The sequence below is a fragment of the Thermobacillus composti KWC4 genome, assembly GCF_000227705.2.
Taxonomy (GTDB): Bacteria; Bacillota; Bacilli; order Paenibacillales; family Paenibacillaceae; genus Thermobacillus; species Thermobacillus xylanilyticus.
The window spans coordinates 3,719,279-3,740,910 of sequence record NC_019897.1 but is presented as its reverse complement, the minus strand read 5'-3'; the positions used below and the strand labels follow the sequence as shown (position 1 = coordinate 3,740,910).

Genomic DNA, 21,632 nt, shown 5'->3' with positions numbered 1-21,632 from the left:
GGACGGGCGATGCGTGTTTTTGAACTGGCGATTGATCCGGTCCTGCTTCGGCTCGGTCCGATCAATCTGACCTGGTATGGCACGATCATCGGCTTCGGAGCGCTGCTGGGCCTGCTGCTCGCCATCCGGGAAGGGCGCAGGTTCGGCATCTCTTCGGATTTCTTCATGGATCTGATGCTGATCGGCACGCCGTCGGCGCTGATCGCGGCGCGCGCCTACTATGTGGCGTTCCAATGGGAGAACTACAAGGACAACTTCCGGGAGATCTTCGCGATCTGGCACGGCGGCATCGCCATCTATGGCGCGCTGATCGGCGCCGTCATAAGTGGCGCCATCTACATCAGGGTGAAAGGGTATCCGTTCTGGCGGATTGCCGACATCTGCGCGCCTTCGTTACTGGTTGGTCAGATGATCGGCCGCTGGGGCAATTTCGTCAACCAGGAAGCGTACGGCGGCCCCGTCGAAGAGTCGTTCCTGCGGGACACGCTCCATCTGCCGGACTTCATCGTCAATCAGATGTACATAAACGGAACATACTATCACCCGACATTCCTGTACGAGTCGCTCTGGAATCTCGCCGGATTGGTGCTGCTGCTCGTCCTGCGCCGCCAGTCGTTCATGCGCGCGGGCGAAGTGTTCCTCGGCTACCTCATCTGGTATTCGGCCGGGCGGTTCTTCATCGAAGGACTGCGCACGGACAGCCTGGCCTTCCAGGGGCCGGAGTGGCTGGCGTCGCTGCTGAACGGCCTGTGGTCGCCGATGACCGCCCTGTTCGAGCAAGGCTATCTGGATCCGAATTACGGCAATGTGCGCACGTCGCAGCTGCTCGCCGTGCTGCTCATCGCGGCGGGCATTGCGCTCGCGATCTACCGGCGCCTCAGCGGCGCGTCGTCGGAGCGGTACGCCGATCCGATCATTGTAAGACGTCCCGATGGCGCGGCCGCATTGCCGCTCAAGGATGATCGGATGGCCGATGAGGCGGATGAACCGGCGTCGGATGCATCGCGCGATGCGAATGCGCCCAATGAGCGCAACATTTCACGCGAGTCGGAGGCGGCGGACGAGACGGAAGCGGACAAGCCGTCAGAGGACAAGGCGCAGGATGCGGGAGATACGAAACCCGCTGACAGCACCGGGGCGAAAGGACTGCAGCACGATGACGACAGCGGCCGTACTGTTTGACCTGGACGGGACGATTCTCGATACGAACGAACTGATCATCCGCTCGTTTCTCCATGCGCTGCGCGGCGTGACGCCGCCGGAATTCGGCCGGGAGCACATCATTCCGCACATGGGCAAGCCGCTGAAGGATCAGCTCAGGCATTTTACCGGACGGGACGATGTCGACGATCTGCTCGCGGCATACCGGGAGTACAACCTGCGCGAGCATGACGCGCTGGTAAAGCCTTTCCCGCATGTGGCCGAGGTGCTGGAGCGGCTCAAGGCGGCCGGGCTCAAGATCGGCGTCGTCACGACGGAGATGCGGCTGACGGCGTCGCGCGGCATGAAGCTCGCGGGCATCGACGGTTTCATGGACGCGGTCGTCGCGTTCGACGACGTGGAGCACCCGAAGCCGCATCCCGAGCCGGTGCTCAAGGCGCTGGAGGCGCTGGACGTCCGCCCGGAGCGGGCGCTCATGGTCGGCGACAGCCCTGCCGACATGCAGTCGGCCTTGGCCGCCGGCGCCGTGCCGGTCGGCGTCGCCTGGTCGCTCAAGGGCGAGCGGGTGCTGCTGGAGACGGGCGCGCGGCACATCATCCATGACATGCGCGACCTGTACGAACTTGCGGGATTGGAGCGGAGGACGCCGTGAGGAACGTGGAGCGCTATCCGGTGGAAGGACCGAATTCGCTGTGGCAGGTGTACAAGACGGTCAGCCGGATGAAGGCGGTGCGGAATTTCATTTTCATCCAGCTGGCCCGCTACTGCCCCTCGCTGCCGCTCAAGAACTGGATCTACCGGCATGTGCTCGGGATGAAGGTCGGACGGAACACGGCGTTCGCCCTGATGGTGATGGTGGATGTCTTTTTCCCGGAGCGGATCCGGGTCGGGAGCAACACCATCATCGGCTACAACTCGACGATTCTGGCGCATGAATATCTGATACGCGAGTACCGGCTCGGCGACGTCGTGATCGGCGACAACGTGATGATCGGCGCGAACGTAACGATTCTGCCCGGCGTAACGATCGGCGACGGCGCCGTCGTGGCGGCGGGCTCCGTCGTGCACAAGGATGTGCCGCCCGGCGCGTTCGTCGGGGGCAATCCGCTGCGGGATCTGCGGGTGGACAAGCGGCAGCCGGAGTAATAAAAAAATGCCGGTCGGAACGCAACGTTTGCCGGCCCCTCCGCGTCATATGTAATGAAAGCGTAAGGACGGGGAGGGGTGCGGGATGCACCGGGTTCGGACACCGGGACGGCGCGCCAAGGCGGTCATGATGGTCCTGTTGGCCGTATGGACGGCAATGCTCTTCGCGGCTCACGCATCCCGCGAAGTGGAAGCGCTTAATTTCCCAATTGAATCCCTGGATGAGCTCTCGGTTCACGCGGATATCGTGTTCGTGGGCACGGTGACGGACAGGATGAAAGACAGCGATACGGAGCATCGGTACACGTTCCGCATCGACATTCCGCTCAAGGGCGGGTTGGAGAAGAAATCGGAGTTGACGGCGCGCGTCCTGCAATTCGGCGATGAGGGCGTCCTCGACAAAGGTTCGTCCTACCTGGTGCTGCTCCAGAAGACGGCGGACGGCGGTTATACGATCGCCGGCGTTCATCAGGGCTTCATCAAACTGAAGAACGGCCGGGCCGAATCGAGATATTACAGCCAGGAGGAAGTGGACCGGTATCTCGCCCGGTACGGCCTGAAGGTGAAGACGATCTATGAACGGCTCGTGCCGCAGGACACGCCGGCCGCGACGCGCCATTCCGTGCGGGATGCGACGTCGCCCGCGGTGCTGTGGACCGGCGGCCTCGCGCTGGCGGCGCTGCTGGCCTGGCTGTTCGCACGGGCCTTCCGGCAGCGGCGGAATCGAATATGACGGTTGAGTGGTGTGATGCGGGCGGCCTCGGCTTGACGGGGCCGCCTCGTCGTGTTACGATACGGTCAATCCCTTTATTTTGGCAGTATGGTAACATATTAACGCTTTAACGAGATAAAGCAACTGCAGGTGACCCGTGCTATGGCCAAACCGAGAGGTTTCGAAAAACCGGCCGGCGTCAAGGATTATCTGCCCCATGTCGTGGCGAAACTGCGGCATATCGAGCAGCAGGTGCTCGAATGCATGAAGCGGTGGGGCTACGAGCAGATCATGACGCCGACAATGGAATATTACGATACGGTGGGCGTCGCCAGCGCGACGTCCGACAGCAAGCTGTTCAAATTGCTCAACAACCGGGGCACGACGCTTGTGCTCCGTTCCGACATGACGGCGCCGATCGCGCGCGTCGCCGCGTCGCTGCTCAAGGATGCGCCGCTGCCGCTTCGGCTTTCCTATCACGCGAACGTCTTCCGCGCCATTGAAGAGGAAGCCGGGCGGGAAGCGGAGTTCTTCCAGACCGGCGTCGAGCTGATCGGCGATCCGACGCCCGAGGCCGACGCCGAGGTCGTCGCGCTCGCGATCGCTTCGCTGCAGGCGGCGGGCGTGAGCCGGTTCAAGATCGCCATCGGCCACGTCGGCTTCCTGAACGGGCTGCTGGAGGAGAAGCTCAGCGAGAGCGCGGAGGCGCAGCGCGAGCTCAAAGCCTACCTGCTGAGCCGCGACCACGTCGGCTATCGCGAACGGCTCCGTTCGCTCGGGCTGCCGGAGCAGGCGGAGCGGGAGCTCGAAGACATTCTGCGCTTGCGCGGCGGTCAGGAAACGTGCCGGCAGGCGAAGAGTCTGAGCGGCGATCCGGCGGCGCGGGCGGCGATCGACCATCTGTGCGCGATCTGGGACGTGCTGGACGCATACGGCGTGACGGAACACGTGCTGATCGACCTGACGATGATCGGCGATTTCTCTTATTATACCGGAATGACGTTTGAAGGCTACGCGGCGGATCTCGGGTTCCCCGTCGTCAGCGGCGGCCGGTACGACAATCTGCTGGCGCAGTTCGGCCGGCCTTCGCCGGCGACGGGCTTCGCGCTGAAGACGACGCGCATCCTCGATCTTGTGGACGGCGGCGCGGACGAATCGGGCAGAGGCCGGACGCTGATCGGCTACGACGCTGCCGGACGAGCCGCCGCGCTGGCCGAAGCGGGCCGGCTGCGCGCCGAGGGCCTTGTTGCCGTGACGGCGCAGATGTCGGCCGAAGAAGCCGGGGCGCTGGAACGGGCGCTGCAAGCAGGCGGCCCGATCCTGCACAACGGCGCGGCTTACGAACGGTTCGAGCGCTTTGTCGGATCGACGGGCAAAGGCGCGGACGGAGGCGGTAAACATGCGTGACACGTTGATGGTCGCGATGCCGAAAGGGCGGATTTACAAGCAGGCGTCGCAGCTGTTCCGGGAGGCGGGGCTGCCGATCCCGGACGATTTCGACGACAGCCGCAAGCTGATCTTCGATGTGCCCGATGCGGGGATGTCGTTCATCATGGCCAAGCCGGTCGACGTGCCGACCTATGTCGAATACGGCGTGGCCGATATCGGCGTCGTCGGCAAGGACGTGCTGATGGAAGAGAACAAGGATGTGTACGAGCTGCTGGATCTCGGCATCGCGAAGTGCCGGATGTCGGTGATCGGGCTGCCGGATTGGAAGCCCGTCATCCACCCGCGGGTGGCGACGAAGTATCCGAACGTCGCGTCGCAATATTTCCGCGAGCGGGGGCAGCAGGTCGAGGTGATCAAGCTCAACGGCTCGATCGAGCTGGCGCCGCTCGTCGGCCTGGCCGACCGGATCGTCGACATGGTCGAGACCGGGGCAACGCTGCGCGAGAACGGCCTGGTCGAGATGGAGACGATGTTCGACGTGACGAGCCGGCTCATCGCGAACCGGGTCAGCTACCGGATGAAGAACGAAGCGATCCAGGCTTTGTGCGACCGGCTGCAGCAGACGCTGCAGCGCGGCGCCCGGCCGTGAGGCGCGCAAGGCGGCCAGGAGCCGGACAGCGGGCGGCTGGCGGGGGCCGGAAGGCCGGCTGCTGACGGAAATTCGCGGGAGCGGCCGGCGTGCGGACGTCTGAGCGGCGGCTCCGAATGGAATCTGGTGCATGTATGCACCAAATTGGGCGATTCCGGCGTTCCGTACGAGAATCTGGTGCATGTATGCACCAAATTGGGCGATTCCGACGATTGGACCGCAAATCTGGTGCATTTTTGCACTACATTTGGACCTGTTCCGGCAAGTTGGTGTGAATCTGGTGCATTTTTGCACCAAATTGGGCGATTCCGGCGTTTGGCGCATGAATCTGGTGCATTTTTGCACCAGATTGGGCGATACAGGCGCAGTGACGAATCAGTGAGGGGTGTGGGCCATGCGCATCATGGCGGCGAGCGCATTCAATCTGAAGCGCGAAGTCGAATACGGCAGCCCGGAGCAGAACGCGGCGGTCCGGGAGATCGTCGCGGCGGTGCGGGCGAAAGGCGACGCGGCGCTGCTTGAGTTCACCGAGCGGTTTGACGGCGTGAAGCTTGAGGCGTCCGGGCTGAAGGTGACGGCAGAAGAGATTCAGGCGGCATACGGCCAGGTGGACGAGGAGTTCCTCGCGGCGATCCGGGAGGCTGCCGCCAACATTCGCGCGTTCCACGAAAAGCAGAAACAGAAGTCGTGGATGGAGCCGTCGCCGGACGGCACGCTGCTCGGCCAGATCGTCCGGCCGCTGCGGCGGGTCGGCGTCTATGTGCCGGGCGGCAAGGCGGCTTATCCGTCCTCCGTCCTGATGAACTTCATTCCCGCACAGGTGGCCGGCGTGGCCGAGATCGTCATGGTGACGCCGCCGGCGACGGGCGGCCAGGCGGGGATCAACCCTTACATCCTCGTGGCGGCCGCCGAGGCGGGCGTGAAGGAGATCTACCGGGTCGGCGGGGCGCAGGCGATCGCCGCGCTCGCCTACGGCACGGAGACGATCGCGCCGGTCGACAAAATCTGCGGTCCCGGCAACATCTATGTGGCGCTGGCGAAGCGCGAGGTATACGGCGCGGTCGATATCGACAGCATCGCCGGGCCGAGCGAGATCGTCGTGCTGGCCGACGGGTCTGCCGACCCGGTCTATATTGCGGCCGACCTGCTGTCGCAGGCGGAGCACGACGAGATGGCGTCCGCGGTGCTCGTGACGTCGTCGGCCGGGCTGGCGAAGGCGGTGTCGGACGAGGTGGAGCGGCAGCTGGCCGATCTGCCGCGGGCGGCGATCGCGCGCAAGTCGATCGACGACTACGGCGCGATTCTGACCGTCGATTCGCTGGATGAAGGAATCGCGGTCGTCAACCGGCTCGCCCCGGAGCATCTCGAGATCATGACGGCGGACCCGATGGAAGTCGTGGGGCGGATCGAGAATGCCGGCGCGATTTTCCTCGGTGCGTACAGCACGGAGCCGGTCGGCGACTATTTCGCCGGACCGAACCACATTCTGCCGACGAACGGCACGGCGCGTTTCGCGTCGGCGCTCGGCGTTGACGACTTCGTGAAGAAGTCGAGCCTGATCCGCTACAGCCGGGAAGCGCTGCTCAAGCACGGCGGCAAGATCATGGCGCTGGCCCGCCGCGAGGGGCTGGAGGCTCACGCCCGCGCCGTCGAGGTTCGGCTGATGAAGGAGCAAGTCAAAGATATTGGAATGAAAGAAGGCTGAAGCGATGACGGAACCGGTCAGACGCGCGGCGGACATCGCCCGCAAAACAGGCGAAACGGACATCAAGCTGAGCTTCGCGCTCGACGGGACGGGGGAGACGTCGATCGAGACGGACGTGCCGTTCCTGGGTCACATGCTCGAGCTGTTCGCGAAGCACGGCCACTTCGATCTGAAGGTGGAGGCCAGCGGCGACGTCGATGTCGACGATCATCATACGGTTGAGGACATCGGCATCTGCCTCGGGCGGGCGATCCTCGAGGCGCTCGGCGACAAGCGCGGCATCCGGCGCTATGCGAACGTGTTCATTCCGATGGACGAGGCGCTGGCGCAGGTGGCGGTCGACATCAGCAACCGCCCGCACCTCGAGTACCGGGCGGAGTACCCGGCGCAGACGGTCGGCAGCTTCCACGTCGAGCTGGTGCATGAATTTCTGTGGAAGCTGGCGCTGGAGGCGCGCATTACGCTGCATGTCATCGTGCACTACGGGCGCAACACCCACCACATGATCGAAGCGGTGTTCAAGGCGCTTGGCCGGGCGCTGGACGAAGCGTCGAGCTTCGATCCGCGCGTGCAGGGCGTCCCGTCGACCAAGGGAGTGCTGTAACAACATGATCGCGATCATCGACTACGGCATGGGCAATCTGCACAGCGTCAGCAAGGCGGTCGAACGGCTCGGCCATGAAGCGAAGGTGACGAGCGACCCCGGGGAAATCCTCGCCGCTGACGGCGCGATTCTGCCCGGCGTCGGCGCGTTCGGCGACGCGATGCGCAATCTGCGCGAGACGGGGCTGGATGAGGCGGCGAAGGCATTCGCCCGCTCGGGGAGGCCGATGCTCGGCATCTGCCTCGGCATGCAGCTCCTGTTCAGCGAGAGCGAGGAGCACGGCCGGCACGAAGGGCTCGGGCTGCTGCCCGGCCGCGTCGTCCGGTTCCAAGGGCCGTTCAAGGTGCCGCACATGGGCTGGAACCGGCTGAAGTTCGAGCGGGAGAATCCGCTGACGGAAGGACTTGATCCCGGCCACGTCTATTTCGTGCATTCCTACCATGTGCTTCCGGAGCATGAAGGCGATCTGCTGGCGACGACGGACTACCACGGTCCGGTCACGGCGATCGTCGGCCGCGGCGGGCTGTACGGCATGCAGTTCCATCCGGAGAAAAGCGGCGAGCTGGGCATGCGGCTGCTGGGCCGGTTCCTGTCGCTGACGACGAAGGTGCAGACCGAATCGTCGTAATGCGGATCACGGCCCGGGGGACGGTGTCTGTCCGCGGGACTGTGGATGCCCGGAATGCAATGACCGCGGTCCAGGGCTGTGACGGCCCCGAGGTCGCTATCGGTCCACGGCCCAGGCGGCGGTGACCGCTACGGAGGTTGAAGATCGTTCGGGTGGCGGCAACCGCCCGGGAGAGGCGCGGGAGCAGCCCGCGGATCGATAGGGTGCAATGCGATGCGCGGTCCGGACGGATGAGGGGGAGAACCGCGACCCGGACGGGCCGGCATGCGGAAAGGAGCCATCATGTTAGCGAAACGGATCATCCCGTGCCTGGATGTGAAAGACGGACGCGTCGTGAAAGGCGTCAATTTCGTCAATCTGCGCGACGCCGGCGATCCGGTGGAGCTCGCGGCGGCGTATGACCGGGAAGGAGCGGACGAGCTGGTCTTCCTCGACATCTCCGCTTCCCACGAAGGGCGGAAGACGATGGTCGATGTCGTGCGCCGGACGGCCGGCGAGATCACGATTCCGTTCACCGTCGGCGGCGGGATCGCGCATGTCGACGACATGAAGACGCTGCTTCGCGCCGGCGCGGACAAGATCGGCATCAATACGGCGGCGGTGCTCAATCCCGATCTGATCGCGGAAGGCTCGCGCGTCTTCGGCGCGCAGTGCATCGTCGTCGCGATCGACGCAAAGTTCAATCCCGAATGGGGAGAATGGGAAGTCTATACGCACGGAGGCCGCAAACCGACCGGCATCCGCGCGCTTGAGTGGGCGCAGCGGGCCGAAGCGCTCGGCGCCGGCGAAATTCTGCTGACGAGCATGGACAAGGACGGCACGAAAGACGGCTTCGACATCGCGCTGACGCGGGCCGTGTCCGAGCGGGTGTCGATTCCGGTCATCGCGTCGGGCGGCGCCGGCAAGGTCGAGCATTTCCACGAGGTGTTCGCGGAAGGGTTGGCGGACGCCGGGCTGGCGGCTTCGGTGTTCCATTACAAGGAAATGACGATCGGCGAGGTCAAGGACGATCTGCGCCGCAAGGGAGTGGAAGTGCGATGAGCGAACTGGCGGAGTCGATCCGCTGGAACGATGACGGGCTTGTGCCGGCCGTCGTCCAGGATGCGGTCAGCAAGGAAGTGCTGATGCTCGCGTACATGAACCGCGAGTCGCTGGCGAAGACGCTGGAAACCGGGGAAACCTGGTTCTGGAGCCGCTCCCGCGGGGAGTTGTGGAACAAGGGCGCAACCAGCGGACACAAGCAGAAGGTGAAGTCGATCGCTTACGATTGCGACGGCGACGCGCTGCTCGTCCAGGTGGAACAGATCGGACCGGCCTGCCACACGGGCAAGTACACCTGCTTCCATCACGAGATCAAGCCGGACGGAAACGCCGAGCGCGAGCCTGCGGCGGACCGGTTCCGGATGATCGGCGAGCTGGAGCGGATCATTGCGAAGCGTTACGCGGAACGGCCGGAAGGCACCTATACGACGTATCTTTTTGAGAAGGGCATCGACAAGATTCTGAAAAAAGTCGGCGAGGAAACGGCGGAAGTGATCATCGCGGCGAAAAACCGGGACAACGACGAGCTGCGGTACGAGACGGCGGATCTCATTTTCCACATGATGGTGCTGCTGCGGGAGCGCGGGCTGCCGCTGGATGACGTCATGGCGGAACTTGCGAGCCGCGAAGGCAAGCCGACGACGAATAAAATGCGATGAAGATCGACTATCATACCCACCATGCGCGGTGCGGACACGCCGAGGGCTCGCTCGAGGATTATGTGAAGCGGGGCATCGGGATCGGGCTCGATCACATCGGCCTGTCCGACCATATGCCGCTCATCCATGTCGATCCGGCCGTCTATTATCCCGGGATGGCGATGCCGATGGACGAGCTGCCGCGCTATGTGGAAGAAGCGTTCGCGCTGAAGGAGAAGTACAAGGGTGTCATCGAAGTCCGCGTCGGGCTCGAAGGCGACTACATCGAAGGGTACGAGGAAGAAATCGAGCGGATCGTCCGGGGATACCCGTGGGATTATGTCATCGGTTCGGTGCATTTTCTCGGCGAATGGGACATCACGGACTACCGGCAGACGGACGGTTGGAAAAGCCGCGATCCGATGGCCGTGTACGAGCAGTATTACGACGCGGTGTGCAAGGCGGCGGCGACCGGCTTCTACGACGTGATCGGCCACATCGACGTCATCAAGCGGTTCGGCGTGCAGCCGGGCGGCGATGTGACGCATCTGGAGGACATGGCGCTTGCGGCGGCGGCGAAAGCGGGCGTCGCGATCGAGCTGAACGCCTCGGGGCTCCGGATGCCGTGCGCGGAGATGTTCCCGTCGCGGCGGATGCTGGCAAAGGCGCGCGAGCTCGGCATTCCGGTCACGCTCGGTTCGGACGCGCATCAGCCGGAGCGGCTGGGGCAGTATCTCGACGAGGCGAGGGCGGCGCTGAAGGATGCGGGGTACGCGCAGCTTGCGACGTTCGAAGGACGCAGGCGGATTCTCGTCGATTTTTGAAAAAGGCCGTCGCCGATGTATAATGAAGTTGGCATGCGGCTCGAAACGGATTCGCAAAATTTCAGGAGGGTGTCATGTTCAGCGATAAGGTGCGTATTTTCTCGGGGTCGTCGAACCAACTGCTGGCGGAGCGCATATGCGCGGAGCTCGGCTGCACCCTGGGCAGAATCAAGATTTCGCGCTTCAAGAGCGGCGAAGTCTACGTTCACTACGAGGAGTCGGTCCGCAACTGCGACGTCTTCCTCGTCCAGTCGTTCTCTCATCCGATCAACGAGCATTTTGTCGAATTGCTCGTCATGATCGACGCGGCGAAGCGGGCGTCCGCGCGGACGATCAACATTATGATCCCGTATTACGGCTACGCGCGGCAGGAACGCAAATCGGCGCCGCGGGAGCCGATCTCGGCGAAGATGGTGGCGGACGTGCTGACGACGGTGGGCGCAGACCGGATCATTACGCTCGATCTGCACGCTCCGGCGATCCAGGGATTCTTCAACATTCCGGTGGATCACCTGACCGCGCTTGACCTGATCAGCGATTATCTGAAATCGAAGAACATTCGCAATCCGGTCGTCGTTTCGCCGGATGCAGGACGGGCGTCGACGGCGGAGAAACTGGCAAACTACCTGAACGCGCCTTTCGCCATCATGATCAAGAAACGCCCGAAACACAACGAATCCGTCATTACGCATGTCATCGGCGATGTCGAAGGACAGACGCCGATCATCATCGAAGACCTGATCGACACCGGCTCGACGATCATCAACGTCGTGGAGAGTCTGAAGGAACGCGGGGCGGAAGACGCAATCGTCTGCGCGACGCACCCGCTGTTCTCGAATCCGGCCATCGAGAAGCTCGGCCATCCGAACATTCGCGAAGTGGTCGTGACGGACTCCATTTTCCAGCCGGATCTGTCGGAGGACCGGTTCAAAGTCATCAGCGTCGCGCCGATGCTGGCGGAAGCGACCCGGATCATCATCCAGGGCGGTTCGATCAGCACGCTGTTCAAGAATGCGGGCGTCTAGAACCCGTGATGTGATATAATCGATGCAAAATCGAAGCACGGGAGGTGCCTGATCGTATGCGCAAGAAGAACAAAGCGGCGCCCCGCGCGAAAATCATCCCGATCCAGCTGGACGCCGCCTTCTTTTATGAACGTGCGGTCCGGTCGCTGGACCGCTTCCGCTACGACAAGGCACTCCGCTATTTTCGCAAGGCTGTCGAATACGAGCCGGACAATCCGGTGAATCATTGCAACATGGCGGGCATTCTGTCCGAGATGGGCAACTACGAGGAATCGAACAACATCCTGAAGAAGGTGCTGGACGAACTCGACCCGTCGATGACGGAATGCTGGTTCTACATGGCGAACAATTACGCCAACATGGAAATGTACGAGGCGGCGGAGGAAGCGCTCGTCCAATATCTGGAAGAAGACGCGGACGGCCAGTTTCTCGAGGAAGCGGAAGAGATGATGGATCTGCTTCACTACGAGCTGGACCGGCCGCTGAAGCAGCCGGTCGTGAAGGCGCGCGGCCGGCTGCACGACCATGAGCGCGCCCGGCAGCTGCTCGAGGAAGGGAAGTTCGTCGAGGCGGTCAAGCTGCTGAAGACGATCATCGAGGAGCAGCCCGAATTTCTGGCGGCGCGCAACAATCTGGCGCTCGCCTATTATTACATGGGCCTGTTCGATCAGGCGGCGGACACCGTCCGGGATGTGCTGAAGATGGACGCGGGCAATCTGCACGCGCTGTGCAATCTCGCGATCTTCCGCATGCACAATGGCGGCCGGGAGGAAGCGCTGGCGATCGTCGGGGCGCTGCGCAAGATGGTGCCGATGCAGCCGGAGCTGGCGTTCAAGCTCGCGACGACGATGGGCATTCTCGGCGAGCATGAGGCGGCGTACGGCCATTTCCGGCGGCTGCTCCGCGAGCTGTCCGGCCATCGGGACCCATGCCTCCTGCACTACACGGCCGTCGCGGCCAGCAACATCGGCCGCCTGGATGAAGCCGCGCGGCTGTGGAAGGAGGCGGCGCTGCTCGATCCGGAAGCGGGCGTGGCCGAGTATTATTTGCAGCATCTGGACGACCTGAAGTCCGGCAGGATGTCTCCGCCGTCCAGCTACCACTACCATCTGCCGTTCGAGGAGCAGCTCCGGCGCTGGGAAGGCTCGGGCGACGAGCTGCCCGAACGGATGAAGCGGGACCCGCTCGTCCGCTCGTCGTTCTTCTGGGCGCTGCGCCACGGCGACCGCAGGATGAAGCTGCAGGTCATCCAGGCGTTCAGCCTCGTCGGGGACGACGAGGTGAAGGAGGCGCTGCGCGAATTTTTGAGGCTGCCCGAGGAAGACGACATGCTCAAGCGCGTCGCGGTCTTCGTCCTGCGCGGCATCGGAGACAACGGGCCGATCGAGGCGGTGCTGGGCGGAGAGCGGGTGGTCATCGAAGCGAACCGGATGCCGGTCCGGATGCCCGCCGCGAACGCGCGGTGGCAGGCGGTCATCGAGGCGGCGATGCAGCGCATCAAGAACCGCTTTGACGCGGTGCAGCAGCACGATCTGCTGACGCTGTGGGCGGAGTTTCTGCAGCGGCTGTATCCCGAGACGCCGGTCATCCGCAAGGCGGAAGGATGGGCGGCGGCGCTCGAGTATCTGACGGCGAAAATGCACCGCAAGGGGATCACCTTCGAGGAAGCGGCGATGCGCTACGGCGTGTCGGCGGCGACCGTGTGCAAGCATGTCCGCCGCATCGACGAGGTGTGCGGCATCCGGGACAGGATGAAGGCGGCGCACATGCAGGGCGAGGCCGAGGGCGATTAGCGCGGGCGCGCGGGAACGGCGTTTATCGCGGGTGTCATCGTCAAGACGTCATCGTCCTTGGCAGGATATACAGGCTCTGAGCGGGCAGATTAACGGCAGGCGGCGTGCGGATCGCGGATCCGGGATCTGCCGGCCATGCCGGGAAGCAGGAGGGAGACCAGAATGACGGTATATCGATCGATCATTATCGGCACGGGCCCGGCGGGCCTGACGGCGGCGATTTATCTGGCGCGGGCGAACTTGAACCCGCTCGTCATCGAAGGGCCGGAGCCGGGCGGGCAGCTGACGACGACGACGGAAGTCGAGAACTTCCCGGGATTCCCGGACGGCATCATGGGGCCTGAACTGATGGCGAACATGCGCAAGCAGGCCGAGCGGTTCGGCGCCGAATTCAAGACGGGCTGGGTGAACCGCGTCGATCTGTCGAAGCGGCCGTTCACGCTCGAGGTCGAGGGCATGGCGGAGCCGCTGCAGGCGGAGACGCTGATCATCTCGACCGGGGCTTCCGCGAAATATCTCGGCATCCCGGGCGAGAAGGACAACGTCGGCCGCGGCGTCAGCACGTGCGCGACTTGCGACGGGTTCTTCTTCCGCGGCAAGAAAATCGTCGTGGTCGGCGGCGGCGACTCGGCGATGGAGGAAGCGAACTTCCTGACGCGCTTCGCGACGGAAGTGAAGCTGGTGCACCGCCGGAACGAGCTGCGCGCGTCGAAGATCATGCAGGACCGCGCGCGGGCGAACGAGAAGATCAGCTGGCATCTGAACCGGACGCCGCTTGAAGTGGTGGCCGGTCCGCTCGGCGTCACCGGGCTGAAGGTGCGCAACAACGAGACGGGTGAAGAAGAGCTGATCGAGGCGGAGGGCGTTTTCGTCGCGATCGGCCATACGCCGAACACGAAGTTCCTGGACGGCCAGATCGAGACCGATGAGCAGGGCTACATCATCGTGAAGCCGGGGACCACCGAAACGAATGTGCCGGGCGTGTTCGCCTGCGGCGATGTGCAGGACAAGAAGTACCGCCAGGCCATCACGGCGGCGGGCAGCGGCTGCATGGCGGCGCTCGAGTGCGAACGGTTCCTCGAAGGCAACGCCGTGCACGATTGGAGTCATTCGCTGTAAGCTGCAATAAGTATGGCATGCGGGAATCCGCCGACGGAAGGAGCATCCGGCCGTCGGCGGTTTTTTTGACGCTGCCGAACCGCGATCGCGTCTGCATGATTCGATGAAAGTTTTCTTATCTCAACGCCTTCGACATCTTCAACTTCGGCTTTCTCGCAAGTGCCAGGATGCCTGCGGCAATGTAGAAAAGACCGGGTATGGCGGCAAACAGGGAAACGAAGCATAATGCTACAGACACGATGATCAAGCCCCAGCCCGCAACGGCGGCATTCCGGTTGCCCTTGAGCAGCCAGACGGCGCACAGCCCGAGGGCGATGCCGATCAACCCGGGGGTGATAAACATCGTCCCTGCCTGACCCAGCTGCTCCAAGGTGTATGCATTTTCGCTTTCGCTCCATCCTTCTTCCAGGTACTGCAAAAACTTTTCGCTTTTCGTCAGATACAAAAAGACAATGCCGGTTCCGACCATGACCAGGCTTGCAATAATCCCAAGAACGCTTAAAGCAATTTCAAATGTACGTTTCATTCGTGATACTCCTCCGTCTTGAGTAATTTTATTTGTGCCCTGGGTGAATGAATATTTTATTATTCATTCATCATGCTGCAAAAAAACGCGCATCATTGCTGATGCTTCGGCTTCGTCAGCCCGTTGATGATGAATTCAATCAAATATTGCATCACTTTCGGAAAATGCTCGATGCCGATCTCCTCTTTATGCATGTCGATGCAAACCAGCGAATCGAAGAAAACGGGCAGCAGCTCCTCATCGATATCATCCCGCAGCATTCCCTGCCGCTTCCAGCTGCGCAGCAGCTCCAAGAAAAATTCCCGGACGGAATCCATGCTGCGGCCGTCTTCATCCCGGTAATGCTTCTCGAGTTCCTTGTAGAAGTCGCGATTATACCACTCCTTCAAAATCGGGTTCGCCTGGATGGCCTCCTGGTTTTCCCTGAGCAGCCTGCCGACGAGCTGCACCGGCTCCTGCGTCAGATCCAGCGTTTCGATCAGGCGATGTTTCAGCTTTTCATTTTCCTTTTTGTAGATTTCAATGAAAAGCTGTTCCTTGGAAGCGTAGTAATTGTAGAAGGTGCCTACGCCAATACCCGCTTTTTCGGCTATTTCTTTGATATTCGTTTTTTTGAACCCTTTTGCACTGAACAGCTCCTTGCCGCAATCGAAAATCGCGGTTTTGATGTCCACGTCGCGTTCCTTCCCTTTCTGGTGAATGAATATTTTTTCGTTCATTCACATTTAAGCACACCTACTTACGCCCTGTCAACAAGGACAAAGGCAGTATCCGCGACCATGACAGGACGCCCGCATTCTTGACCTCGACATACCGTTCGCTTATAGTGAAAAGAGCAGTTAACACAGTGATTGAGGTGGCCTTGTCATGTCGGGTAAGCTTTACGTCGGCCTGGATGTCGGCGGTACAGCGATTAAAGCGGGCGTATGCAGCGAGGACGGCAAGCTGCTGCATACCTTCGAAGGACCGACCGAGAATGAGAAAGGCAGCGACCGGGTAATGGCCAATATGGCCCAATATGCCCGTACCGTTGTTGAGCAAATGTCCGCTTCCTGGGACGACGTCGAAGGCGTCGGCCTCGGCGTGCCGGGATTCCTGGACATTCAGAACGGCGTTCTGCTCACCTCGCCCAACCTTGTTCTGCGGAATGCGCCGCTGAAGAGCTATCTCTCCGAACAGCTCGGCAAGCCGGTGCTGATCAACAATGACGCGAACGTGGCGGCGCTAGGCGAAGCGTGGGGCGGCGCAGGACGCGGCGTGTCCGATTGCGTGATGTACACGCTCGGCACGGGTGTCGGCGGCGGCATCATCATCGGCGGCCGCATCGTCGTCGGCTTCAACGCGATGGCCGGCGAGCTCGGGCATATCGCCATTGTGCCCGATCTGGAAGCCATTCAATGCGGCTGCGGCAAGAAAGGCTGCCTGGAGACGGTATCGTCCGCTACGGGCATCATCCGGATGGCCAAGGACGCGGTGGCGCGCGGCGACCTGGCGCCGCTGGCCGGTCTGGATACGATCACGGCGAAGGACGTCTTCGACGCGGCGAAAGCCGGCAATGAGACGGCGGCGCGCATCGTGCAGCGCGCGGCGCACTATCTCGGCAAGTCGATGGCCCTTGTGTCGGTCGTCGTCAACCCGCAGCGGTTCATCATCGGCGGCGGCGTTGCCAAAGCGGGCGAGTATCTGTTCGAGCAAATCCGCGAAGCGTATTTCAAGCATGCTCTGGAAGCTGCTTCGAAGGGCGTGGAAATCGTGCCGGCCGAACTCGGCAACAACGCGGGGGTCGTCGGCGCAGCAGGGCTCATTCTGCGTTCTTGATGAACGTGCAGGCCGGTTGTGACCGGCCTGTTCGTTATTCCCGGCCGCCATTCGCTGCGGTGATGGGGCGGCCGGGCGGTTCATACGCTATAAGATAGACATTTGGAAGTTTCGACGCTGATTCGGATGCGCCTTGCCGGAAGAAGGATGGCGCGGGCCGTTTTTACTTGATTCGGGGGAGGGGATGCCGCCATGACCGGCGGAACGGCAGTCCCAAAACTGGTCATCATTACGGGCATGTCGGGCGCGGGCAAGACGATTGCGGTCCAGAGCTTCGAGGATCTGGGCTTCTTCTGCGTCGACAACCTGCCGCCCGTGCTCATCCCGAAGTTCGCCGAGCTGATCGAGTCGTCCAGCGGCAAGATCGGCAAGGTGGCGCTCGTCATCGATCTGCGCGGCCGGGAGTTCTTCACCGCGCTGTCCGAGTCGCTGGCCTACACGCAGGAACATTTCACGATCGGCATCGAGATTCTGTTCCTCGACGCGACGGACAGCGTGCTCGTCCAGCGGTACAAGGAGAGCCGGCGCCGGCATCCGCTTGCCGACGGCGGCGTGCCGCTTGAAGGCATCCGGCTGGAGCGCCGGCTGCTGGAGGACCTGAAAGGGATCGCGACCCATGTGATCGATACGAGCAGCCTGAAGCCGTCGCAGCTGAAGGCGCTCATCGCCGATCGGTTCTCCGAAGCGAACCGGGAAACGTTCGTCGTGAATCTGACGTCGTTCGGCTATAAATACGGCATTCCAATTGACGCGGATCTGATCTTCGACTGCCGGTTCCTTCCGAATCCGCATTATGTCGAGCATCTGCGGCCGAACACCGGGAAGGATCCGGAAGTGTACGAATATGTCATGAAATGGCCGGAGACGCAGATGTTTCTGTCGAAACTGGTCGACATGCTGCAATATCTGATTCCGATGTACAAGAAAGAAGGCAAAAGCCAGCTCGTCGTCGGCATCGGCTGCACCGGGGGCAAGCATCGATCCGTCGCAATCGCCGAGTACCTCGCCCGCACGCTGGGCAACAGCGAGACGGAGACGGTGCGTGTCGGCCACCGGGACGCCGAGCGCGACCGGCACTGACGGGGTGAAGACATGAAGTCCCGCACGCCGTCCGTGTCGCCCCCATTGCCGAAAGTCGTCGTCATCGGCGGCGGCACCGGGCTGTCCGTCATGCTGCGCGGCTTGAAGGAGAAGCCGCTCGATCTGACGGCCATCGTCACGGTTGCCGATGACGGAGGCAGTTCCGGCGTCCTGCGCCAGGAGCTGCAGATTCCGCCGCCGGGCGATATCCGCAACGTGCTGATGGCGCTCGCGAATGTGGAGCCGCTGCTCTCGCGGCTGCTCCGCTACCGTTTCCCCGCCGGCAGCGGATTGGCCGGCCACAGCTTGGGCAACCTGATGTTGGCGGCGATGACCGACATCGCCGGCGATTTCGTCACAGGCGTGCGCGAGCTGAGCCAGGTGCTCGCCGTGCGCGGCCGGGTGCTGCCCGCCGCCGCGCAGGGCACCGTGCTGAAGGCGGTCATGGAAGACGGCAGCATCGTCGTCGGCGAATCGCAGATTCCGAAAGCCCGCGGCAGAATCCGCCGCGTCATGATTGAACCGCCCGGGGTCGAGCCGCTGCCGGAGGCGGTGGAGGCGATCCGCGAGGCGGATTGCATCCTGATCGGCCCGGGAAGCCTGTATACGAGCATCATGCCGAATCTGCTCGTGAAGGGACTTGCGGAAGCCATCGTCGCTTCCGATGCCATGAAATTGTTCATTTGCAACGTCATGACCCAGCCGGGCGAGACGGACGGTTACACGGTGAGCGACCATCTCGACGCCATTGAGGCGCATGTCGGCGCGCCATTGTTCCACGGCGTCATCGTGAACAACGGCGAGATTCCGCCGGATGTGCTGTCCAAGTATGCGGAGGAAGGCGCCTCGGTCGTCGTCTGCGACGAAGAGGAGCTGCGGCGGCGGGGCATCCGCGTCATCGCGGATCGGCTGATCAAGGTTCAGACCTATCTGCGGCACGACGCCGCGAGGCTCAGCCATCACATCGAGCGGCTGGTTCAAGATTGGATATCCGGGAAGAGGTGATGCGGATGTCTTTCGCGGCCCAGACCAAGAAAGAACTGACGATGATCGAATCTGCGCCTTGCTGCGAACTGGCGGAGCTCTCGGCTCTCATCCGGATGAACGGTACGGTGCAGGTGTCGAATCGGAAGGTTGTGCTGGATGTCTCGACGGAGAACGCGGCGATCGCGCGGCGCATTTTCACCCTGCTCAAGCGCCGGTTCGGTATTCAGGCCGAGCTGCTGGTGCGGAAGAAAATGCGGCTGAAGAAGAACAACGTATACATCGTCCGCGTTCCGACGATGGTGGAGGACATTCTGTCCAAGCTCGCCATCGTGTCGGAAGGGTTCGTGTTCCGCCAGGGAATCGACAAGAACATCGTGCGCAAGGCGTGCTGCAAGCGCTCCTACCTGCGCGGCGCGTTTCTGGCCGGGGGATCCGTCAACGACCCGGAAGGTTCGTCCTATCACCTGGAGATCGCGACACAGTACGAGGAGCATTGCCGGGCGCTGGTGGAACTGGCGAACAAATATCGGCTCAACGCGCGCTGCATCGAACGGAAGAAGGGTTTTATTTTCTACATCAAAGAAGGGGAGAAGATCATCGAGCTCCTGGGCATCATCGGCGCGCACCAGGCGCTCTTCAAGTTTGAGGACGTGCGAATCATGCGCGACATGCGCAATTCGGTGAACCGGATCGTCAACTGCGAGACGGCCAATCTGAACAAGACGATCGGCGCGGCGGTCCGCCAGATCGAAAACATCAAGCTGCTGCAGAAGGTGATCGGCCTCGAAAATCTGCCCGAGAAGCTGCGCGAAGTGGCGGAAGTGCGGCTTGCCCATCCGGACATCAACCTGAAGGAAGTGGGCGACCTGCTGAAGGGCAATGTCAGCAAGTCGGGGGTCAATCACCGGCTGCGGAAAATCGACGAATTGGCCGAAAAAATCCGGAACGGCACGCTCTGACGGCGCAAACCTAGTCTGCCGCGCCCAATAATGTTATAATACTTGCATGATCTATGGGCCTCCGCAGGCACGGGAAGGTGCGCTTGTGAGGAGCGAGCCGAGCATCGGGCCGATAATTTCTGGACAGGGGGAAAAAGTGCATGATCAAGCAACCGGTGGTCGTTCGTCTGAAGACGGGCCTTCACGCACGGCCGGCTGCGCTTTTCGTACAGGAAGCGAACAAATTCTCAGCTGAAATCTTCGTGGAGAAGGACGACAAAAAAGTAAACGCGAAGTCCATCATGGGCATCATGAGCCTCGCGATCAGTTCGGGCACGGAGGTTACCATCAGTGCGGACGGTTCCGACGCAGAACAGGCTGTAAACGCTTTAGTCCAACTGGTCAGCAAGGAAGAGCTGGAAAACCAGTAACGGGGCTTGAAAGGACAAAAGGGGCGGATCCCGGCGGATCCGTCCCTTTGCCTTGGGATCGGGGTCGAAAGAAGCAAGCCGGACGGCGCAGCCGCCGGCCGGGCCATAAAGACAAAAACTGCCGAATCGGCAGCCAGATCAGAGAGAGGTTTTCGGGTCCAGATTGCGCGAACGAATCGCTTCTTCGATCAATTGAATAAATTCGGCAGACAATCCCATCGCGACAGCTTCGTGGTACACTTCGAGCAGATGCTCGTCCGTGAGCGGCCGAAGCAAGATCATCTTGTCGTGCACTATGGGATATTCGCCGTCAGGCAGAGTGGTGTGCGTCGATCGCGTGGCTGCCACGTTGATCACTCCATCCAAATTTCTCAGAACTCGCCTTCATTTGTAGGAAATTGGAACTTGCTGTGTCTTTATCATAACACGGTTTTCGCTGGGAGTGGTTTGCCATTCACACATGTAAATTGTGGTTGACAAATGTAAGGAATTGTGATATTAAAACAAAAACATCCGCCCGAAAGGCGGATGTTTTTGTAATTCATGCAATGCGCGAATTATATACGCTCGATGACTTTGTCAACAAGACCGTAATTTTTCGCTTCCTCTGCGCTCATGAAGTAGTCGCGGTCCGTGTCTTTCTCGATCCGCTCCAGCGGCTGGCCGGTCCGTTCGGAGAGAATCTTGTTCAGCTTGTCGCGCATCTTCAGAATCCGGCGGGCACGAATTTCGATGTCGCTTGCTTGTCCTTCTGCTCCGCCGAGCGGCTGGTGAATCATCACTTCGCTGTTCGGCAGGGCATAACGCTTGCCCGGAGCGCCCGCCGCCAGCAGGAACGCGCCCATCGAAGCCGCCATGCCGACGCAGATCGTCGAGACGTCCGGCTTGATGTACTGCATCGTGTCGTAGATTGCCATGCCGGACGTGATGGAACCGCCCGGGCTGTTGATGTACAGATGGATGTCTTTCTCCGGATCGTCGGCGGCCAGGAACAGCATTTGGGCGATCACCGAGTTGGCGACGACATCGTTGATCGGGGTGCCGAGAAAGATGATGCGGTCCTTGAGCAGGCGGGAGTAAATGTCGTAGGCGCGCTCGCCGCGGCTGCTCTGCTCGATCACCATCGGAACGAAATTCATGTCCATGTCGGAATCCTCCTTCTGCCCATTATGATACTCGATCGATCGACAAAAGTCAAAAAAGGTCAAACAAGCGGTGCAAAAAAGCGGCTCTGCCCGATTGGTGAAAGCCGCTTGCTGCGTTGTATGGCGCGCCCGCCAGGAATCGAACCTAGATCTCAGGCTCCGGAGGCCTGCGTCATATCCATTGGACCACGGGCGCATGTGGTCAACGATAACAGCGAAAATCATTATAGGATACACGGGATGAAAAAGCAAGTGTGCGGCGAAAAAAAGTTG

Annotated in this window: 24 protein-coding genes and 1 tRNA gene; 20 read left to right on the top strand and 5 right to left on the bottom strand. The window is 61.7% G+C overall.

Going from position 1 to position 21,632, the window contains the following annotated elements; all coding sequences use genetic code 11:
* Positions 1–9: 9 nt before the first annotated feature.
* From lgt to trxB, 15 genes are all read left to right on the top strand, one after another.
* A complete protein-coding gene (lgt, locus tag THECO_RS17075; protein ID WP_015256278.1) occupies positions 10–1,182 on the top strand; it encodes a prolipoprotein diacylglyceryl transferase in 1,173 nt (390 codons plus the stop codon).
* Positions 1,157–1,813: a pyrophosphatase PpaX gene (gene ppaX, locus THECO_RS17070; protein ID WP_015256277.1), complete on the top strand. Its 657-nt coding sequence runs from the start codon at positions 1,157–1,159 to the stop codon at positions 1,811–1,813. Before lgt ends, ppaX begins: the two co-directional genes overlap by 26 nt.
* The gene (locus tag THECO_RS17065) at positions 1,810–2,307 is read left to right on the top strand and encodes an acyltransferase (protein WP_015256276.1); all 498 of its coding nucleotides are present in this window, start codon (positions 1,810–1,812) and stop codon (positions 2,305–2,307) included. The genes ppaX and THECO_RS17065 overlap by 4 nt, the downstream gene beginning before the upstream one ends.
* Before the next feature lie 85 nt (positions 2,308–2,392).
* On the top strand, positions 2,393–3,040 hold the full coding sequence (locus tag THECO_RS17060; protein ID WP_015256275.1) for a hypothetical protein: 648 nt from the start codon (positions 2,393–2,395) through the stop codon (positions 3,038–3,040).
* A gap of 141 nt (positions 3,041–3,181) precedes the next feature.
* Positions 3,182–4,426, top strand: coding sequence for an ATP phosphoribosyltransferase regulatory subunit (locus THECO_RS17055; protein WP_015256274.1), 1,245 nt, complete (start codon positions 3,182–3,184; stop codon positions 4,424–4,426).
* On the top strand, positions 4,419–5,057 hold the full coding sequence (gene hisG / locus THECO_RS17050) for an ATP phosphoribosyltransferase (protein WP_015256273.1): 639 nt from the start codon (positions 4,419–4,421) through the stop codon (positions 5,055–5,057). The genes THECO_RS17055 and hisG overlap by 8 nt, the downstream gene beginning before the upstream one ends.
* A 394-nt stretch (positions 5,058–5,451) precedes the next feature.
* Positions 5,452–6,762 carry a histidinol dehydrogenase gene (gene hisD / locus THECO_RS17045; protein WP_015256272.1) on the top strand — a complete coding sequence of 437 codons (1,311 nt, stop codon included), beginning with the start codon at positions 5,452–5,454 and terminating at the stop codon, positions 6,760–6,762.
* Between the two features lie 4 nt (positions 6,763–6,766).
* The gene (gene hisB, locus THECO_RS17040; protein ID WP_015256271.1) at positions 6,767–7,366 is read left to right on the top strand and encodes an imidazoleglycerol-phosphate dehydratase HisB; all 600 of its coding nucleotides are present in this window, start codon (positions 6,767–6,769) and stop codon (positions 7,364–7,366) included.
* Positions 7,367–7,370: 4 nt separating this feature from the next.
* Positions 7,371–7,994: an imidazole glycerol phosphate synthase subunit HisH gene (hisH, locus tag THECO_RS17035; RefSeq protein ID WP_015256270.1), complete on the top strand. Its 624-nt coding sequence runs from the start codon at positions 7,371–7,373 to the stop codon at positions 7,992–7,994.
* Between the two features lie 282 nt (positions 7,995–8,276).
* Positions 8,277–9,035, top strand: a complete 759-nt coding sequence (gene hisF / locus THECO_RS17030; RefSeq protein ID WP_015256269.1) for an imidazole glycerol phosphate synthase subunit HisF — start codon at positions 8,277–8,279, stop codon at positions 9,033–9,035.
* Complete coding sequence (gene hisIE / locus THECO_RS17025; RefSeq protein WP_015256268.1) at positions 9,032–9,694, top strand: bifunctional phosphoribosyl-AMP cyclohydrolase/phosphoribosyl-ATP diphosphatase HisIE; 663 nt, start codon at positions 9,032–9,034, stop codon at positions 9,692–9,694. The genes hisF and hisIE overlap by 4 nt, the downstream gene beginning before the upstream one ends.
* Positions 9,691–10,497: a histidinol-phosphatase HisJ gene (gene hisJ / locus THECO_RS17020; RefSeq protein ID WP_015256267.1), complete on the top strand. Its 807-nt coding sequence runs from the start codon at positions 9,691–9,693 to the stop codon at positions 10,495–10,497. Before hisIE ends, hisJ begins: the two co-directional genes overlap by 4 nt.
* A 74-nt stretch (positions 10,498–10,571) precedes the next feature.
* Positions 10,572–11,522: a ribose-phosphate diphosphokinase gene (locus tag THECO_RS17015; protein ID WP_015256266.1), complete on the top strand. Its 951-nt coding sequence runs from the start codon at positions 10,572–10,574 to the stop codon at positions 11,520–11,522.
* A gap of 56 nt (positions 11,523–11,578) precedes the next feature.
* Positions 11,579–13,315 carry a tetratricopeptide repeat protein gene (locus THECO_RS17010; RefSeq protein WP_015256265.1) on the top strand — a complete coding sequence of 579 codons (1,737 nt, stop codon included), beginning with the start codon at positions 11,579–11,581 and terminating at the stop codon, positions 13,313–13,315.
* Positions 13,316–13,477: 162 nt separating this feature from the next.
* Entirely contained in the window at positions 13,478–14,434 is a 957-nt protein-coding gene (gene trxB, locus THECO_RS17005; protein WP_015256264.1) for a thioredoxin-disulfide reductase, read from the top strand.
* Between the two features lie 115 nt (positions 14,435–14,549).
* Here trxB and THECO_RS17000 read toward each other — a convergent pair whose 3' ends face one another.
* Complete coding sequence (locus THECO_RS17000; RefSeq protein WP_015256263.1) at positions 14,550–14,960, bottom strand: DUF4064 domain-containing protein; 411 nt, start codon at positions 14,958–14,960, stop codon at positions 14,550–14,552.
* A 92-nt stretch (positions 14,961–15,052) separates the two neighbouring features.
* Positions 15,053–15,634 (bottom strand): TetR/AcrR family transcriptional regulator, encoded by a 582-nt coding sequence (locus tag THECO_RS16995; RefSeq protein WP_041854614.1) that lies wholly within the window; start codon positions 15,632–15,634, stop codon positions 15,053–15,055.
* Positions 15,635–15,827: 193 nt separating this feature from the next.
* Between THECO_RS16995 and THECO_RS16990 the strand changes: the two genes are divergently transcribed.
* The 5 genes from THECO_RS16990 (at position 15,828) to THECO_RS16970 (ending at position 20,214) form a co-directional block, all read left to right on the top strand.
* Positions 15,828–16,778: an ROK family glucokinase gene (locus THECO_RS16990; protein ID WP_015256261.1), complete on the top strand. Its 951-nt coding sequence runs from the start codon at positions 15,828–15,830 to the stop codon at positions 16,776–16,778.
* Positions 16,779–16,970: 192 nt separating this feature from the next.
* Positions 16,971–17,858 carry an RNase adapter RapZ gene (gene rapZ, locus THECO_RS16985; protein WP_015256260.1) on the top strand — a complete coding sequence of 296 codons (888 nt, stop codon included), beginning with the start codon at positions 16,971–16,973 and terminating at the stop codon, positions 17,856–17,858.
* Positions 17,859–17,870: 12 nt separating this feature from the next.
* Positions 17,871–18,863 (top strand): gluconeogenesis factor YvcK family protein, encoded by a 993-nt coding sequence (locus THECO_RS16980; RefSeq protein WP_015256259.1) that lies wholly within the window; start codon positions 17,871–17,873, stop codon positions 18,861–18,863.
* A gap of 5 nt (positions 18,864–18,868) precedes the next feature.
* Positions 18,869–19,804, top strand: a complete 936-nt coding sequence (gene whiA, locus THECO_RS16975) for a DNA-binding protein WhiA (RefSeq protein WP_015256258.1) — start codon at positions 18,869–18,871, stop codon at positions 19,802–19,804.
* A 140-nt stretch (positions 19,805–19,944) separates the two neighbouring features.
* Positions 19,945–20,214, top strand: coding sequence for an HPr family phosphocarrier protein (locus tag THECO_RS16970; RefSeq protein WP_015256257.1), 270 nt, complete (start codon positions 19,945–19,947; stop codon positions 20,212–20,214).
* Between the two features lie 138 nt (positions 20,215–20,352).
* Here the strand turns inward: THECO_RS16970 and sda are convergent, their stop codons facing one another.
* From sda to THECO_RS16960, 3 genes are all read right to left on the bottom strand, one after another.
* The gene (gene sda / locus THECO_RS21310; protein ID WP_015256256.1) at positions 20,353–20,562 is read right to left on the bottom strand and encodes a sporulation histidine kinase inhibitor Sda; all 210 of its coding nucleotides are present in this window, start codon (positions 20,560–20,562) and stop codon (positions 20,353–20,355) included.
* Positions 20,563–20,771: 209 nt separating this feature from the next.
* Entirely contained in the window at positions 20,772–21,395 is a 624-nt protein-coding gene (gene clpP / locus THECO_RS16965) for an ATP-dependent Clp endopeptidase proteolytic subunit ClpP (protein WP_269724222.1), read from the bottom strand.
* An 85-nt stretch (positions 21,396–21,480) separates the two neighbouring features.
* Positions 21,481–21,555: transfer RNA gene (locus THECO_RS16960), tRNA-Arg, on the bottom strand.
* Positions 21,556–21,632 lie beyond the last annotated feature (77 nt).